Source organism: Mucilaginibacter endophyticus (genome assembly GCF_003351025.1).
GTDB lineage: Bacteria > Bacteroidota > Bacteroidia > Sphingobacteriales > Sphingobacteriaceae > Mucilaginibacter > Mucilaginibacter endophyticus.
Genome location: NZ_QPCG01000002.1, coordinates 911,311 through 926,892, shown reverse-complemented (window position 1 = coordinate 926,892; position 15,582 = coordinate 911,311). Strand labels below are relative to the sequence as shown.

Sequence of the window (15,582 nt, the reverse complement as noted above, 5' to 3'; positions counted from 1 at the left end):
GTTGTGTGGAAGCTAAACGTTATATCGTTCATATCGACCTTGATTCGTTCTTCGTTTCGGTGGAGCGGAAGTTTCATCCGGAATTGATTGGCAAACCAGTGATTATTGGAGGTTCGCCCGAAAGGGGAGTAGTGGCTTCATGCAGTTATGAGGCGAGGGCTTTTGGAGTGCATTCGGCTATGCCAACTAAGCAGGCTCTTAAGCTGTGTCCGCATGCCATCCTCATTAGGGGTTCGCACGGGCGCTATGGAGAAGCTTCACGCGAGGTTACACAGATCATTCATGATACCGTTCCTTTATATCAAAAAACATCGGTTGATGAGTTTTATATCGATTATACCGGCATGGATCGTTTTTTTGACTGCTACTACGAAGCTACGAAGCTGAGACAGAAGATCATTAAAGAAACTGGCTTGCCCATCTCTTTCGGCATGGCATCGGGCAAAACCATAGCTAAAATGGCTACAAACCAGGCTAAGCCCAACGGACAAATGTTTGTAAAACATGGAGATGAAATGAAGTTTCTGGCTCCGCTAAACATTGGAAAAATACCTGGCCTGGGCGAGAGCACCCGGAATAAGTTATATCAGTACGGCATTGAGAAAATCGGCGATCTGCAGCGTACCAATATCCGTTTTTTGGAAACAATTTTCGGCAAGTACGGTCATTCGCTTTGGGAAAAAGCCAATGGTATAGATCATAGCGAAATCGTATCTCATTCCGATAGGAAATCCATTAGCACAGAACATACTTTTCATACCAATGTATCTGATCCCCGTACACTTGAAACTACGCTGGTATCCATGACCGAAGAGCTGTCTTCCAAATTGCGGCGGGAGAATAAGCTTTCATCATGTCTGGCTATCAAGTTACGTTATGGTAATTTTGAAACGCACACGCAGCAACAGAAAATAGCACTTACTGCGGCAGAGCATATCCTGATCCCCGGCGTTAAGAATTTGCTGAAAATGGCCTGGGACCAGCATCGGCCAATCAGGTTGATAGGTGTGCGCTTAAGCGATCTCTGTACCGGCAGCTATCAGATCAACCTGTTTGAAGATAACGAAGAACGCATTAAACTTTACCAGGCCATGGATCAGATCAATTTTAAATTTGGGGATAAAACCGTCTGCCGTGCCGCAGGGATGGAAATTGGCACAAGGAATTTTAATCCGTTTATGCGGGGCTGACCGTTGATTATTTTTGATTGCGTTGATTACGCTGATACATGTGTGTTTATAAAAACTAAAATCCTCAGCCGCCGCTCGGCTCCAGCCGAGTGGCAACTATCGAGCGGCCTCTGACCGCCGTGGGAAATGTTTTTGTCTGCTCAGTGTCTCTTGGAGAGGGCAAAAAAACTTGTCATTTCGAATGAGCTGGTGGAGCTTTAGCGTAGGGGCGAAAGAGAAATCTTATACGCCAAGCAAGCCGCTGAGTATAGCGTATAAGATTTCTCCTCACGCTATCGCACTGTCCCTCGCGTGTTCGTCGAAATGACAGCGGGAATTAGGTAATCGAATTTTTTCTTAAGCCCTCCCCAAGGGGAGGGTTGGGTGGGGTTTTCAACCAATGGTCAAAGGTTTTTTACCGTTGGTCAAAGTAATTTTACCGGGTGGAGCGGGATGGTTTCTTTTGATAAAAAAGAAGAAATTATGGAAACCACGCAACGTCAAACTTACCTCGATTGGTTGAGGATCCTGTCAATATTGGGGGTGTTATTTTTTCATTCGGCAATGCCTTTTGTTGCTGAAGATGGCTGGCATATTAAAAACCACGAAACCAGCAACCTGATGATGGAATCAAATCATTTTTTGCACCTTTTTCGCATGCCGCTGCTCTTTTTTATTTCAGGTACCGTGAGTTACTACATGATGCAGCGGCGTTCTACACTCAGTTTTATCGGCTTGCGCTTCCGCCGGCTTTTTATTCCGCTTTTGGTGGGCATGTTCATCATTGTGCCGCCGCAGATCTACATGGAACGCTTAGCCAATGGCTACAAGGGATCATTCCTAGATTTTTATCCAAGTACATTTAGTTTTCAGCCTTATCCCAAAGGAAATTTTAGTTGGCACCACCTTTGGTTTATCGCTTATCTTTTTATTTATGATCTGATATTCGCGCCGCTGTTCGCCTGGATGATCTCGCCAAAAAGTGATGGCTTTAAACAAAAGCTGTCTGTTTTGGCTACCGGAAAATGGGTTTATTTATTGATGCTACCCGGAATCCTCTGGTTTACTTTTACCAGTTGGGACTTACCTGAAACAAACGACCTGATACATGATGGCAGTTACTTTGTTTACTGGTTGTTTTTTCTGCTGGCGGGTTTTATCTGTATCCTGCAGCCCAAACTGATGGATAGTCTTGAACGCAACCGTCGTTTTGCCTTAACTATTGGCTTTTTAAGTCTGATGACATGGGAAGTAATGCGCTGGAACGGCGTTGAACCATTGCATGCCAACTGGCCTTTTCAAAATATTGCATTCTCCTATGCTTTTACCGCTTTAAGACCAATTATTGCCTGGGGCTGGGTACTTGCTTTGGTTGGTTACGGGAAGCATTATTTTAACCGCAGTCATAAAGTGCTCGGTTATTTAAACCAGGCGGTATATCCCTTTTATATATTGCACCAAACCGTTATCGTTTTAGTGGCTTATTATATTGTACAAGTTCAAAACGAAAGCATTCTGTCTAAATACATTTATACAGTAGGTATTACCTTTTTTGTAACTGTGCTTATTTATCATTTACTGATAAGGCCTTATAATTTAACCCGCTTTTTGTTTGGCATGAAGCCAAAAGATAAACCGGAAGCGTTGTCCGGTAATATGGTAACTGAACTTAAGCCTCAACCTGTCCTTTCTGTTTGAAATTTGTAATTTGCTGATATGAAATTTTTCAGGAAATACATTTTTCCGGCATTGTATGGCTTATTGGTATATTTTACCATCAGGCTGTTACATGATACAGACCTTGGCCAGCATTTTTGGAAAAGGGATTTCTATGTCAATGGCATTGAAATGGCTTGTTCGATATTGGTGGGCTATCTGGCAATCTATCTTTTTGAATGGCTTTTTAGGTACTATGACAGTCATTGGGGCGCGCCATTATCTTACCGGGACGTTGTACGGGAATTGATCATCTTAGTAGGTGCAAACCTAATATTGGTAAACGTAGTATTTGTTCCGATGGATATGGCCCTGCACGTAACCCAGGGTATCGATGAGCTAATGCCCTGGGCGGATGTGGCCGATATTAATATGATACCTACTTTGTACGCTATTATTTATTACGGCGTTGCGCGTAGCAGCACCTGGCTGAAGGCCTACGTAAATAACAAGATGCAACTGGAAAAATTGACAAATGATCAGCTGGAAACCGAACTGAAATTTTTAAAGGCGCAATATCATCCTCATTTTTTGTTTAACGCTTTAAATACCATTTATTTTCAGATGGATGAAGATGTGCCCGGTGCAAAAAAAAGTACAGAACTACTGTCAAGTTTGTTGCGTTATCAGCTTTATGATCAACAACAACAGGTAACTGTAAAACAGGAACTGGAGTACCTCGAAAATTATATTAGGCTGCAACAGATCCGGGCGAGCAGCAGGATGCAGCTGAATGTTCATTTTGACGAGCGCCTGAACGATCAGTTGATCTACCCGCTGCTTTTGTTGCCACTGGTTGAAAACGCCTTTAAATACATCGGCGGAGCATACAAAATAACCATTGATGGAAGTATTATCGAGGGTAAATTTGTATTTAAAGTATACAACGATACACCGGCAAATATGAAAGCGCCGGATAATTACAGCGGCATTGGTTTAGAAAACCTGAGCCGGAGATTACAATTACTTTATCCGGGCAAGCATCAACTTATTGCCGGTCTTGAGAGCGATCATTATACCGCAGTACTTGAATTGAATATATAAATTATGGCATTAATTAGCTGCATTATTACCGACGATGAGCCCTTTGCCCGTAAAGGGCTGGAGGGCTACGTTACAAAAGCCGGATTTTTTGATCTGAAAGCCCAATGTGAAGATGCTATGGAATTGGGGGCTTTGCTGGCACAACAATCTGTTGATCTGCTGTTCCTTGATATTCAGATGCCGCATTTAACAGGTGTTGAGTTTATCCGTTCGATGCCAAATCCGCCAAAGGTTATTTTTACTACCGCGTTTAAAGAATACGCTACCGATGGTTTTGATCTGGACGTGCTCGACTACCTGCTTAAACCTATCCCTTTCGAGCGCTTTATGAAGGCAGCTTTTAAAGCTAAAGACTATTTTGATTTGAGGAATAACGCGGGTTCGGTCGATTACATTTTTGTTAAAAGCAATGGCAAGCTTGAAAAGATTGTTTTCGACGATGTGTTATTTATCAAAGGAATGGAAAACTATGTTGAGATTTATACATCTGCCCGTAAAATAATAACTCATAGTACTTTGCGGGCGTTCGCCGATAAACTGCCGGCCCGTAAATTCATGCAAACGCATAAATCATATATCATCGCCAGTAGTAAAATTACATCGATAGAAGGGAATATGCTGAATATTGGCGAATTTGAAGTGCCAATCAGCAGGCAGTTAAAAGATCAGGTGTTGCATGCGCTGATTAATCAAAACAGATGATCTTAAGTCGAAAGTTCTAAGTCAGATTGTAAAACCTAAATCTTTCTAATCAAATTGCTCCTGCAGGCGTACCAGTCTGTCAATCATTAGGTTCAGTTTCTCTTCCTCGTTTTTAAACATACGTGGTTTAAGGTAAAAGGTGGTAAACAAAAACCATACGGCAATCGAACTATAAGTCACTATTTTGAAGGCTAAAGACGAGTGTTCAAGCACTTCAACAAAGTACATAGCCAACCCCGCGCTTATCATCAGTATATAGATATAATAAAACCAACCTATTACTTTCGATCGGCTTTTTTGATACTCTTTAAGGCTGTGTAAATATTCGGTTGGGTTTAATGTAGCGTCCTGTTTGCTCAGGATATGATAATGCCGTAAAATTAAAGAGAGGTACATGAGCATTGTAACCAATACTATTAATATACCTATAGTGGTTACGGTTGATTTAAATGCCAGAAAAAATGTAACAATAAACGCGAATGCCGCGATGGCCACCATGGCCACTATAGTCCAGTACAACTTAGTAGTTATGCTGCGAATCCCCTTCTTTACCTGCTTCAGCACCTCATCCACCGAAAGCTGATCTGGTTTTGGCTGTCCCTGCCAAACCGACATCAAATGATCAAAGTCTTTCATACTGGTTATATAACTCCGTTAATTTTTGTTTAATACGATAAATTTTCACCCTCAAGTTCCCTTCTGATATACCCGAAATTTCGGCAATTTCGGGGTATGGCACCTCATCAAGCACCATAGTTATAATAATCCTTTCTGATTCTTCCAGTTTTGAAATACACTTATATAGTAAAGCAACCTGCTCGTTTTTATCCGATAGTTCTTCGCGTTTTGTTTCTGCTAATTGTGGAGTAAGTTCGTCTTTGGCCTGGCGTTTTTCCGAGCGCAAATAGGTTAAACAGGTATTTACAGCAATCCGGTAAATCCAGGTTGATATCATGGCCTGGTTACGGAATTTGTCTAAATTTTGCCAAACCTTTAAAAAGGTTTCCTGTAGCAGGTCGTTGGCGGCGTCGTCATCGCCGGTATAACCATAGCACAGATGGAATATCTTTTTAGAATTAGCTTCATATATCTGCTTGAATGCTGCTTCTTTGTTGGCCACTTCAGTTAATTTTATATTTAGACGATGTTAAGCTTTGTATGTTACAACAAATGATCATTCTTTTTAAACCAGCCCAGCTTAGTTTCAGCATCACTTATTAAATTGTTGTAACTGTCCTGGTAATCAAACTGAAGGTCCTCATGTAGTTTAACAATCAATCCACGGATTTTTTCTACCTGACGTATCAGTATCAATCTTAAAGGTTTGTATGATGTGCGCCTGTCGGCATACTCCACGTAATTCTCGCAAAAATTGATCAATAATTCAATTTCGGCACCTTTTGAAGCCATGAACTTGGTGTACTTACTTAGCAGCCTTAATATTTTACGCATGCCTTTTGCGGCGTTATAACTTAATGACGATAGCTGGCTGAACATAAACCCGGCTTCGGCTTTTACCTTTTCGATAAAGGCGGCTTCATCATGAGCTTCAAAGAGCAGGTAGGCGAGAAGTTCTTTGTTTTCCTTTTTATAGCGCGCTAAACGGAGCATTAATTCGGCCATCTGCTCGTTGGGCAGGTGCTGAATTTCCTTTTTTATATGCTGTAGTCCGTAGGCAGTAGTAGTCATGTTGTAAATAAGCGGGCAAAATACTAATTGTTTTTATAAAGTATGATAATGCTAAAACGTGGTAAGATGTTTTATTTGCCTAATGTGAGTTAGTGTAAAATAGAATATTCCGAAGCCTGTTTAAACCGACCGTAAATTTTGTAGTTTTGCAGGCTTATTAAATTAAATGAAAAAAAGCAGACTGACGCTCTTCATTTTTATCGCACTGATTTTGGGTGTGGTAGCCGGTTATATTTATAACACCTACGTTTTTGCCGATCTGAATAAACAGCTTAGTACCGCCGGTGCAACTATTAAAAGTATCGACAAAAATATAGAAGCATTATCCGATACTACGGTATCAGCCTATAAAGATCTTAAACTACAACGAATAGCCCAGGTAAAACTTCAAAGCCAGGCAACCGACGCCCGGGAAGATAAGCTTGAGCTTTATAATATACTGAGCAAGATTTTCCTTAACCTGATAAAAATGATTGTAGCACCATTGGTGTTCACCACATTGGTGGTGGGCGTTGCCAAGGTAGGGGATATTAAGGCTGTTGGCCGGATAGGGGGTAAAACAATGCTCTGGTTCATCAGCGCAACGCTGGTATCCTTATTATTAGGGATGCTATTGGTTAACTTGTTTGAACCAGGTAAAACCATGCACCTTCCGCTTCCTGATAGTCATTTGAGTACAGGTATCAAAAAGACGGCCTTATCATTAACCGAATTTGTTGGTCACGTTTTTCCTAAGAGTTTTATTGAGGCTATGGCAAATAACGAGATCCTGCAGATTGTGGTGTTCTCTTTGTTTTTTGGCGTCGCTACTGCAGCAATAGGCGAGCAGGGCAAAATAGTGATCAAAGCTATGGACGCCTTTGCCCATGTGATCATGAAGATTACCGGTTATGTGATGAAAATGGCCCCTTTAGCGGTGTTTGGTGCAATAACCGCGGTTGTTGCCAAACAAGGGATAGGTGTACTTTCAACTTATGGTATTTTTATCAGCGAGTTTTATTTTTCGCTGATCGTATTGTGGTCGGTGATTATATTGGCGGGATACATTGTATTAAGGAAGCCGGTATTCAGGCTGTTGAACAGTATTAAGGATGCCATGCTAATAGCTTTTAGTACTTCAACAAGCGAGGCAGCCTATCCAAAAGTGTTGGAAGAGCTGGAGAAGTTTGGTTGCAGTAATAAAATAGTGAGCTTTGTATTGCCACTCGGGTATTCATTTAATTTGGATGGCTCTATGATGTACATGACTTTTGCGTCGTTGTTTCTGGCGCAATCCTATGATATTCACCTTTCATTCGGGCATCAATTATCCATGTTGCTGGTATTGATGCTTACCAGTAAAGGCGTGGCAGGCGTGCCAAGGGCTTCGCTGGTTGTAATTGCCGGTACGCTGGCTATGTTCAATATTCCGGAAGCTGGTTTGTTTTTGTTGATAGGTATTGATCCATTGTTAGATATGGGACGTTCGGCTACAAACGTGTTGGGTAATGCAATGGCTACGGCCGTAGTAAGCAAATGGGAAGGCGAAGAGGTAGGTGCCCAACAATAAGGGAATAAAGTATACCATCGTGGCGAAGAACCATCAGTAAAACGATGGAAAAGGCATTGATGATATACAAACTATATTAAAGATAGTGTGCAAAAGCCCGGGCCGGAGGTGACGTCCACGTTATTAATAAAAAATAATAATAATCAATAACTTATAACTAAGTCATTATAGAGAACGAATATAATTAACCGACCTAATGGAGATTATTAAGAATTATAAATTGAACATAGCTCTTCATAATTTCTAATAAGCAGAGCCGCTCTGTATAGTTCGCGATTGCTTCGTGCCTCGCAATGACGATTCGGAAAAATCAATAATTCATTAATTCACTAATTCACTAATTATATATGTCTCCCCGTTTAAAAAAGGTGTTTTTAATCATGACCGTAGTAGTACCCTTTATACTATACTGCGTGTATTATTATGGTATGATGATCAAGAATGCGCCATACCGTTTCGTTGATTTTCAATCGATCAGTTTTCAATATGGCCATAAGGATAGCCTGGTAAATAAATATGATTCGCATACCGGCATGTTTCAGTACCTCGACAGGCGCGATTCGCTGGTGAAAGAGCATTTGCGCTTGACTAAAGATGATTTGTTATACCTGCACCGTAAAGCTGCCGATTTAGGTTTTTGGGATTTTCCGTCGAAAGAAATCGGAGATACGTCGAAAGTTGCCGATGGCAAAGCGGTTAGGTATATCATTGAGTTTAAATACAAAGAGAAAACCAAGCGTGTGATTTTTGATACCGACTATTTTGGCAATCCTAAACTTATTGATGCCAATCAACGACTGGTTGCTGAAATTCAGAAAAAATTGACTGACGTAGAGAATCGTGGTAAAAAATAAAATATTGGGATATTGTTTATTAAATAATCAATCCCTATATTTGCACCTCGAAATTTAAAACAATATTTAACAAACATGTACGCAATAGTAAGTATAGCAGGACAGCAATTTAAAGTTGCCAAAGACCAGCAGATCTTTGTACACAGGTTACAAGGCGATGAAGGCGCTAGTATTGAATTTGACAGTGTATTGTTAGCAGAAAACGAAGGTAAATTCAAATTAGGTTCTGATTTGAAAGGTGCTAAAGTATCGGCTAAGATCGTGTCACATTTAAAAGGTGATAAAGTAATTATCTTCAAAAAGAAAAGAAGAAAAGGTTACAAAAAGAAAAACGGTCACCGTCAGCAATTTACCAAGATCGAGATCACCGGTATTACATTATAATTAAAGGTTGAACCGGAGTTGTTCTGCAATTCCATAAAAGATATAAGAAATGGCACATAAGAAAGGGGCCGGTAGTTCAAGAAACGGTCGTGAGTCACATAGCAAACGCTTAGGTATCAAAATTTTCGGTGGTCAACCAGCAATTGCAGGTAATATCATCGTTCGTCAGCGTGGTACCAAACACAATCCAGGTTTAAACGTAGGTCTTGGTAAAGATCATACTTTATTTGCACTGGCTGAAGGTATCGTAGTTTTCAAAAAGAAAGCTGATAACCGTTCATACGTTTCAGTAGTTCCGTTTGAAGCTGCTGAAGTTGAAGAAGTAGCTGCACCTGCACCAAAAGCTAAAAAAGAAGCCGTAGCTGTTGAAGCTCCTGCTGCTGAAGAAGCTCCAAAAGCAAAGAAAGCTGCTGCACCAAAAGCTAAAAAAGAAGAAGCTGCTGATGCCGCTGAAGAAGTAGCTGAGTAATCAGTTAACAATATTAGGATATAAAAAATCCCGGTCAGTTTTGATCGGGATTTTTTGTTTGGTGATTATTTTAGTTAAATGGTGTTGTGCAAAAAATGTGTATTGAATGTTTAGGATGCATTAGCTGGATAGATGAGTAAAAAAAGCGTCATTGCGAGGTACGAAGCAATCCCAAACTATACCGGGCGATCTGTAAGTCGGGGATTGTTTCGTACCTCGCAATGACGCTTTTTATTTATAATATTGCCTTACGAAGCAGACCTGCTTCTATTCAATAATCAATTTCTTCAGGTAATAAGTATCCGGGTCAATAACCGGCATGGTTTTGCTGGTTATGGTGATGCCCTTTTTATCAAGCGTATATCTTTTTGTAACACCATCGGCGGTAACATTAATCGGTAATGGCATGTCGATATTTAATAGCTGAACGAGGTATTTATCGCCACGCTGGGCTTTTACATGTACTTCCAGTTTATTAATAGAATAGATATACAGATCGAATAAGGGCTTTAGATCCTGGCCTGCAGCCTTGCTGAAATATTGGATCACGTCATCGGTACTGGCCAAATTGCTATAAGTGTATCGCGGATCGGTAACAAAGCCTTTAAGGGTAGGGAAGAAAGTGCTATCGCCCATAATGTATCTCAGCGTATGCATAAAGAACGCGCCTTTACCATAGATATCACCGTTATAAGCTGATTCTTCATCAATATCTTTCCCGATAACAAGCGGTATCTTATTACCGAATGATAAAGCGGAATTCTGGAAGAATTTGATATAAGCTTTTTCACCTTCAAATTCCCGTACATAAAGGGCATCACCGTAAGTACAGATCCCTTCATGGATCCAGTAATCGGCCCAATCCTTGGCTGTAACTTTGTTCCCCCACCATTCGTGGCCAAATTCATGATGCATCAGGCCATCATAATCTTCACCACCAACTTTAGTGTACCTGAACTTAGCGCCATAGGCATTCATGGTTTGGTGTTCCATACCCAGGTGAGGCGTTTCAACTATCCCTATTTTTTCCTTTGCCCAGGGGTATTCGCCAAAGTATTTCTCCTGCTCCTTGATGGTTTTTACAAAAATATCAAGATGATGCTCTGCCTTGGCAGCATGCTCTTTTAATACATAAAACTGAATAGGTACCTGGTGTCCATCTACAGTAGTGTACGGACGGGTTACAACGGTATAATCACCGGCGTTAAACAGTATGCTATAATTGTTGATGGTGTATTTGGTTTGCCAGTGAAACGTTGCTGTTTCCTTTTGTTTGGTTATACCTTTCAATAAGCCCGGACCAGCAACCACCAGATCTTTAGGAACGGTAATGAACATATCAACACCCTCATTGGGTTCATCAGAAGGATGGTCCTTACAAGGGAAATACAATTTACCGCCTGTACCTTCGGCTGTAATAGCCATCCACTGGTGCCCGGTTGAATCACGCGTCCAGATAAAACCATCATCCCAGGGCGGTCGACGTGCAACATGGGGTTTGCCGCCATAAATTACTTTTACGCTTGCTTTACCGGCAGACAGCTCTTTAGCTGTATTAATAGTAATGAGGTTGTTTTTGTATTCAAACGCTTCCTGTTTGCCGTTTACCAAAACTTTGCTAATTGACAAAGAATCCAACAGATCAAAAAGTAAAACTTTAGTAGGCTTTGCCATGATCACGTCGATGGTGGTAAAACCATCAATGGTTTTCTGTTCCGGATTAACAGCAAGCGAAATGGTATAATGCCGCACATCCATTATGGCTTGTTCCGGTTTTAGTTTTCCTCCTGATGTTAGCGTTTGGGCCTGTAAAATTGCAGCCTGTGTAATAATAGTAAAGAGGGTTAGCAGCGATTTCTTCATTTATTTTGCTCCTTCGTGAAATTTATGCCAATGGTATGTTTGCTTGTAGGGTTTCGCCCTTCAACTGTTGGGCGGGGTGGCCATTGCGTGTAAGCTTTAATAACTCTTAATGCTTCTGCGTCTGTAGTTTCCGACAGGCTTTGGATGATATGTATTTCGGTTATTGTACCGTTGTCGTGCGTGGTAAAGCCAACTGTTACTTGTCCTTCCATCGTTTCTCCGGCGGGATACACAACATTGTCTTTTAAGTATCTTATTAACTGCATGACCGGCTCCGGGTCGAAAGAAATTGATACAGAGGTAACTGCTTCTTTAATTTGGATTTTTTTATCGTCCATAATGAGATGTCTTTAATTGATTCAGTTAGCTTTCGTGCTATCTAAAACCTGCACTGCCTGCATGGTAAAAAACTGTATGGGTACGGAGTATTTTGATTTTATAAAATGACCATCACGCATAGCCGGCACCCATCTCTCCGATAAAGCAATAACCCTTAAGGCTTCTTTATTAAAAGGTTCAGTCATGCCTTTAACCACTTTCAGGTCGGTTAAACGACCATCGTTTTCAACAAAAAAGCTTATGGTAACAATACCTTCGCCGCCGCTCACGTTTTTAGGCCATTTTAAGTTTTTGTTCAAAAAATCATGAAAAGCATTATCGCCACCACGAAAATGTGGCGGCGTAAGTTTTTGGGCATTCGCGTTTATTGAACAGATCAGGATGGTAAGGATGGGTAAAAGTTTCTTCATCCTTAAATATAAATCAATTCTCCCTCACCAGCAAACCATCCGCAAAATCACGAAGGTACTGTTTATGGTCTTCGGGTAAATTAATTGCATCAAGGGCAGCAAAAGATTTTTCGGCATAGGTTTGCATGGCTTCTTCCGCGTATTGCCTGATATCAAGCTGGTTGTAAATCTCTGTTATGGCTTTAACCTTTTCTGCGCTATCAAACTCGGTAGTATTTAGCCAATGGTTTAACGTTTGTGCCTGCTCTCCCTTAGCCAGTTCAAGTGCGCGGATCAGCAAAAAGGTTTTTTTATTGGAGATGATATCCCCTCCAACTTGTTTGCCAAACTTTTCCGGATCGCCGTAAACATCTAATATATCGTCCTGCAGCTGGAACGCGATACCCAGGTTTACGCCAAACGCATCAATCAGGTCTGCATCGGTTGAAGCAGCCCCTCCAATGATAGATCCAATTTTTAACGTACCTCCCAATAATACTGCCGTTTTAAGGCGGATCATGTTGATGTACTCTTCAATATGCACGTCGTTACGTTGTTCAAAGCTCATATCAATCTGCTGGCCTTCACAAACTCCTGTGGCAGTATCATTAAAAACGTCAAGCACCTTGCGTAAAATGGCGTCGTCAACCTTCATCATCATGCGGTTGGCCTCTACCATCATGGCGTCGCCCGAGAGGATAGCCACATTGGCATTCCATTTTTCATGAACGGTTGCTTTGCCACGGCGCAAAGGGGCTTTGTCCATAATATCATCATGCATCAGCGTGAAATTGTGGAATACCTCAATAGCCAACGCGGGTTCAATAGCCTTTTCAACGTCGCCGCCAAAAAGGTCACAAGCCAGCAGGAGCAGGGCCGGGCGCATGCGTTTGCCGCCAATAGATAAAATATAGCTTATCGGTTCATACAAATCGGCAGGATAAGCCGGGTAGCTTAGTTTGCCAACTGCATCATTTATCAGTAACTGTAACTCTGTAAGTTGTTTCATTTATTTAGTGAGTGGTTCATTGGGTTAATTAGGTGAGTAGTTGAACGTGCTAAACTTAATCAACTAATCTTCTATCAACTTATTAAACCAGTTTAAAGCGAGCGATTGATTCGCTGGTTGACTAAATGAGTGACCAAATTCTATTTTAAAACTTAATCAACCACTCACCCAATCAACCATTCACCAACCACTAATCCTGTACCAATATGAAATCTATCTGCTTTTTGGTCAGATCAACTTGTTTTACTTTGATCTTGACTTCATCGCCCAATTGATAGATCTTCTTTTTACGCTGGCCAATGATGGCGTAGTTTTTCTCGTCCAAAGTATAAAAATCATCGGATATATCGCGCAGGCGGATCATGCCTTCGCATTTGTTTTCGATGATCTCTACATACATGCCCCATTCTGTAACACCCGATATGATACCCATAAAGGTGTTGCCAACCTGGTCGCGAAGATACTCAGCTTGTTTGTATTTTACTGAAGAACGTTCCGCATCGGCAGCCTTTTTCTCCATTAACGAGCTATGAGAACACAGTTTTTCATAAAACTCGGCATTGGCCGATTGACCGCCATTTAAATAATGGAACAGTAACCTGTGTACCATCACGTCCGGATAACGACGAATTGGTGACGTAAAATGTGTGTAATGATCAAAGGCCAAACCATAGTGGCTGCTGCTTTTGGTAGTATATACAGCTTTGGCCATTGAACGTATGGCAAGGTGCGTTAATACGTTCTGCTCTTTTTTTCCCTCAACATCTTCCATCAGGAAATTAAGCGATTTAGCCGTTTCCTTGTCAGATTTCGTGTTGATCTTATACCCGAACCTTGCGGCAAACTGTGCAAAATTAGCCAGAGCGTCGGGCTTAGGCGAATCGTGTACGCGATAAACAAAGGTATATTTATGTTTGCCTTTACCCATTTTACTCACATGCTCGGCTACCTTACGGTTGGCCAGCAACATGAAATCTTCAATGAGTTTATGAGCGTCTTTACGCTCTTTTACATAAACACCCGTTGGTTTACCGGTTTCATCAAGTTTGAATTTAACCTCGGTAGTTTCAAAGCTAATAGCGCCGTTTTTAAACTTGCGCTCGCGAAGTTTATAAGCTAACGCGTTTAACTTAAATATTTCTTCCTTAAAGTCGCCTTCGCCGGTTTCTATTACCTCTTGGACCTCTTCATAAGTGAAACGCCTGTCAGAGTAAATGATGGTTTTACCATACCATTCGGTAATGATGTTGGCGTTCTCATCCAGCTCAAACACCGCCGAAAAGCAAAGCTTTTCTTCTTTAGGGCGAAGGGAGCAAAGACCGTTTGATAATCTTTCGGGAAGCATCGGGATCACCCGGTCAACAAGGTAAACTGAGGTTGCCCTGTCCAAAGCTTCCTTATCCAAAGCAGAATCAGGAATGATATAATGTGATACATCTGCAATATGAACGCCAACTTCGTAATTGCCGTTTTCCAGTACGCGATAGGATAGGGCATCGTCAAAATCCTTGGCGTCAAATGGGTCGATGGTGAAGGTGGTAATGTTACGGAAATCGCGGCGTTTAGCAATTTCTTCAGGTGTGATCACGTCTGAAATTTCTTCGGCATCATGTTCTACTTCGGCAGGGAATGATAACGGAAATCCATATTCGGCCAGGATGGCGTTCATTTCCGTATCGTTTTCGCCCTGCGCACCTAACACATGTTTGATACGGCCGATGGGGTTTTTAGCCTCCGTTGGCCAGTCGGTAATTTCGGCAACGGCTTTGATGCCATTTTTAGCCCCGTTTAATTCGGTGATGGGGATAAAAATATCGTGCATCATCTTGCGGTCGTCAGGAATGAAGAATGCATAACGCTCGGAAAGTTTAACCACGCCGGTAAACTCCATTTTAGCGCGATGGATGATTTCGATAACCTCGCCCTCTTTATGTTTGCCTTTACTTTTGGCATATACGTAAACCTTAACACGGTCGCCGTTAAGAGCGGTGCGCAGTTTACGAGGAGCAATAAAAATATCGCTCTCAAATTCGTCATCGGTAACGATGAAGGCCGAACCGTCGTTGGTAAGGTCTACCACACCTTCAATAAAAGTTTTAAGTTCAAGCAGCTGAAATTTGCCTGGGGAAATTTCTTTGAGTACAGATTTTTTAACCTCATCTTTCAAGATCTCATAGATGATCTCACGCGCTTCGGAATCACGAACGTTTAGTTTAGCAGAAACCTGTTTATAGTTGAGTGGCGTATTGCCGTTTTGTTCAAATATATCAAGTACCATTTGGGTAAGTACCTGGTGTATAGAAGAGTTGTTTTTCTTACGTTTAGACATAGGATAGTATTTGCATCAAAGATACTGAATTTTGAAGTGCCGGATTGATTCAATTAGCGAGGCACATACTCCATTTT

16 protein-coding genes are annotated in these 15,582 nt (G+C 41.3%); 8 read left to right on the top strand and 8 right to left on the bottom strand.

Translation table 11 applies throughout. The annotated features are described in order from the left end of the window. Positions 1 to 5 precede the first annotated feature (5 nt). The 4 genes from dinB to DUL71_RS11300 all read left to right on the top strand — a co-directional run bounded on the left by dinB (position 6) and on the right by DUL71_RS11300 (position 4,631). Positions 6 to 1,190, top strand: coding sequence for a DNA polymerase IV (gene dinB, locus DUL71_RS11315; RefSeq protein WP_114938176.1), 1,185 nt, complete (start codon positions 6 to 8; stop codon positions 1,188 to 1,190). 462 nt (positions 1,191 to 1,652) lie between these two features. After that, positions 1,653 to 2,867, top strand: a complete 1,215-nt coding sequence (locus DUL71_RS11310; protein WP_114938543.1) for an acyltransferase family protein — start codon at positions 1,653 to 1,655, stop codon at positions 2,865 to 2,867. 18 nt (positions 2,868 to 2,885) lie between these two features. Next, complete coding sequence (locus tag DUL71_RS11305) at positions 2,886 to 3,929, top strand: sensor histidine kinase (RefSeq protein ID WP_114938175.1); 1,044 nt, start codon at positions 2,886 to 2,888, stop codon at positions 3,927 to 3,929. Positions 3,930 to 3,932: 3 nt separating this feature from the next. Beyond that, a complete protein-coding gene (locus DUL71_RS11300; protein WP_114938174.1) occupies positions 3,933 to 4,631 on the top strand; it encodes a LytR/AlgR family response regulator transcription factor in 699 nt (232 codons plus the stop codon). Positions 4,632 to 4,676: 45 nt separating this feature from the next. Here DUL71_RS11300 and DUL71_RS11295 read toward each other — a convergent pair whose 3' ends face one another. Genes DUL71_RS11295 through DUL71_RS11285 form a run of 3 tightly spaced genes read right to left on the bottom strand, consistent with a single transcriptional unit; the run spans position 4,677 to position 6,320 of the window. Then, positions 4,677 to 5,267 (bottom strand): hypothetical protein, encoded by a 591-nt coding sequence (locus tag DUL71_RS11295; RefSeq protein WP_114938173.1) that lies wholly within the window; start codon positions 5,265 to 5,267, stop codon positions 4,677 to 4,679. Then, entirely contained in the window at positions 5,254 to 5,751 is a 498-nt protein-coding gene (locus DUL71_RS11290; RefSeq protein WP_112570152.1) for an RNA polymerase sigma factor, read from the bottom strand. Before DUL71_RS11290 ends, DUL71_RS11295 begins: the two co-directional genes overlap by 14 nt. Positions 5,752 to 5,792: 41 nt before the next feature. Continuing rightward, the gene (locus DUL71_RS11285; RefSeq protein WP_114938172.1) at positions 5,793 to 6,320 is read right to left on the bottom strand and encodes a hypothetical protein; all 528 of its coding nucleotides are present in this window, start codon (positions 6,318 to 6,320) and stop codon (positions 5,793 to 5,795) included. A gap of 166 nt (positions 6,321 to 6,486) precedes the next feature. Here DUL71_RS11285 and DUL71_RS11280 point away from each other — a divergent pair, with 166 nt between their 5' ends. From DUL71_RS11280 to rpmA, 4 genes are all read left to right on the top strand, one after another. Then, positions 6,487 to 7,869 carry a dicarboxylate/amino acid:cation symporter gene (locus DUL71_RS11280; protein WP_114938171.1) on the top strand — a complete coding sequence of 461 codons (1,383 nt, stop codon included), beginning with the start codon at positions 6,487 to 6,489 and terminating at the stop codon, positions 7,867 to 7,869. 380 nt (positions 7,870 to 8,249) lie between these two features. Continuing rightward, positions 8,250 to 8,723: a hypothetical protein gene (locus DUL71_RS11275; protein WP_244228737.1), complete on the top strand. Its 474-nt coding sequence runs from the start codon at positions 8,250 to 8,252 to the stop codon at positions 8,721 to 8,723. Between the two features lie 75 nt (positions 8,724 to 8,798). Further along, positions 8,799 to 9,107 carry a 50S ribosomal protein L21 gene (gene rplU, locus DUL71_RS11270; protein ID WP_090467954.1) on the top strand — a complete coding sequence of 103 codons (309 nt, stop codon included), beginning with the start codon at positions 8,799 to 8,801 and terminating at the stop codon, positions 9,105 to 9,107. 49 nt (positions 9,108 to 9,156) lie between these two features. After that, positions 9,157 to 9,576 carry a 50S ribosomal protein L27 gene (gene rpmA, locus DUL71_RS11265; protein WP_114938169.1) on the top strand — a complete coding sequence of 140 codons (420 nt, stop codon included), beginning with the start codon at positions 9,157 to 9,159 and terminating at the stop codon, positions 9,574 to 9,576. A 267-nt stretch (positions 9,577 to 9,843) separates the two neighbouring features. Here the strand turns inward: rpmA and DUL71_RS11260 are convergent, their stop codons facing one another. The 5 genes from DUL71_RS11260 to rnr form a co-directional block, all read right to left on the bottom strand. Next, on the bottom strand, positions 9,844 to 11,439 hold the full coding sequence (locus tag DUL71_RS11260) for a M1 family metallopeptidase (RefSeq protein WP_114938168.1): 1,596 nt from the start codon (positions 11,437 to 11,439) through the stop codon (positions 9,844 to 9,846). Continuing rightward, positions 11,436 to 11,777, bottom strand: a complete 342-nt coding sequence (locus DUL71_RS11255) for a TonB family protein (RefSeq protein WP_114938167.1) — start codon at positions 11,775 to 11,777, stop codon at positions 11,436 to 11,438. The genes DUL71_RS11260 and DUL71_RS11255 overlap by 4 nt, the downstream gene beginning before the upstream one ends. Before the next feature lie 21 nt (positions 11,778 to 11,798). Further along, complete coding sequence (locus DUL71_RS11250; protein ID WP_114938166.1) at positions 11,799 to 12,188, bottom strand: energy transducer TonB; 390 nt, start codon at positions 12,186 to 12,188, stop codon at positions 11,799 to 11,801. 13 nt (positions 12,189 to 12,201) lie between these two features. Continuing rightward, positions 12,202 to 13,176 carry a polyprenyl synthetase family protein gene (locus DUL71_RS11245; RefSeq protein WP_114938165.1) on the bottom strand — a complete coding sequence of 325 codons (975 nt, stop codon included), beginning with the start codon at positions 13,174 to 13,176 and terminating at the stop codon, positions 12,202 to 12,204. Positions 13,177 to 13,366: 190 nt separating this feature from the next. Then, entirely contained in the window at positions 13,367 to 15,505 is a 2,139-nt protein-coding gene (rnr, locus tag DUL71_RS11240; RefSeq protein WP_114938164.1) for a ribonuclease R, read from the bottom strand. Positions 15,506 to 15,582: the final 77 nt, after the last annotated feature.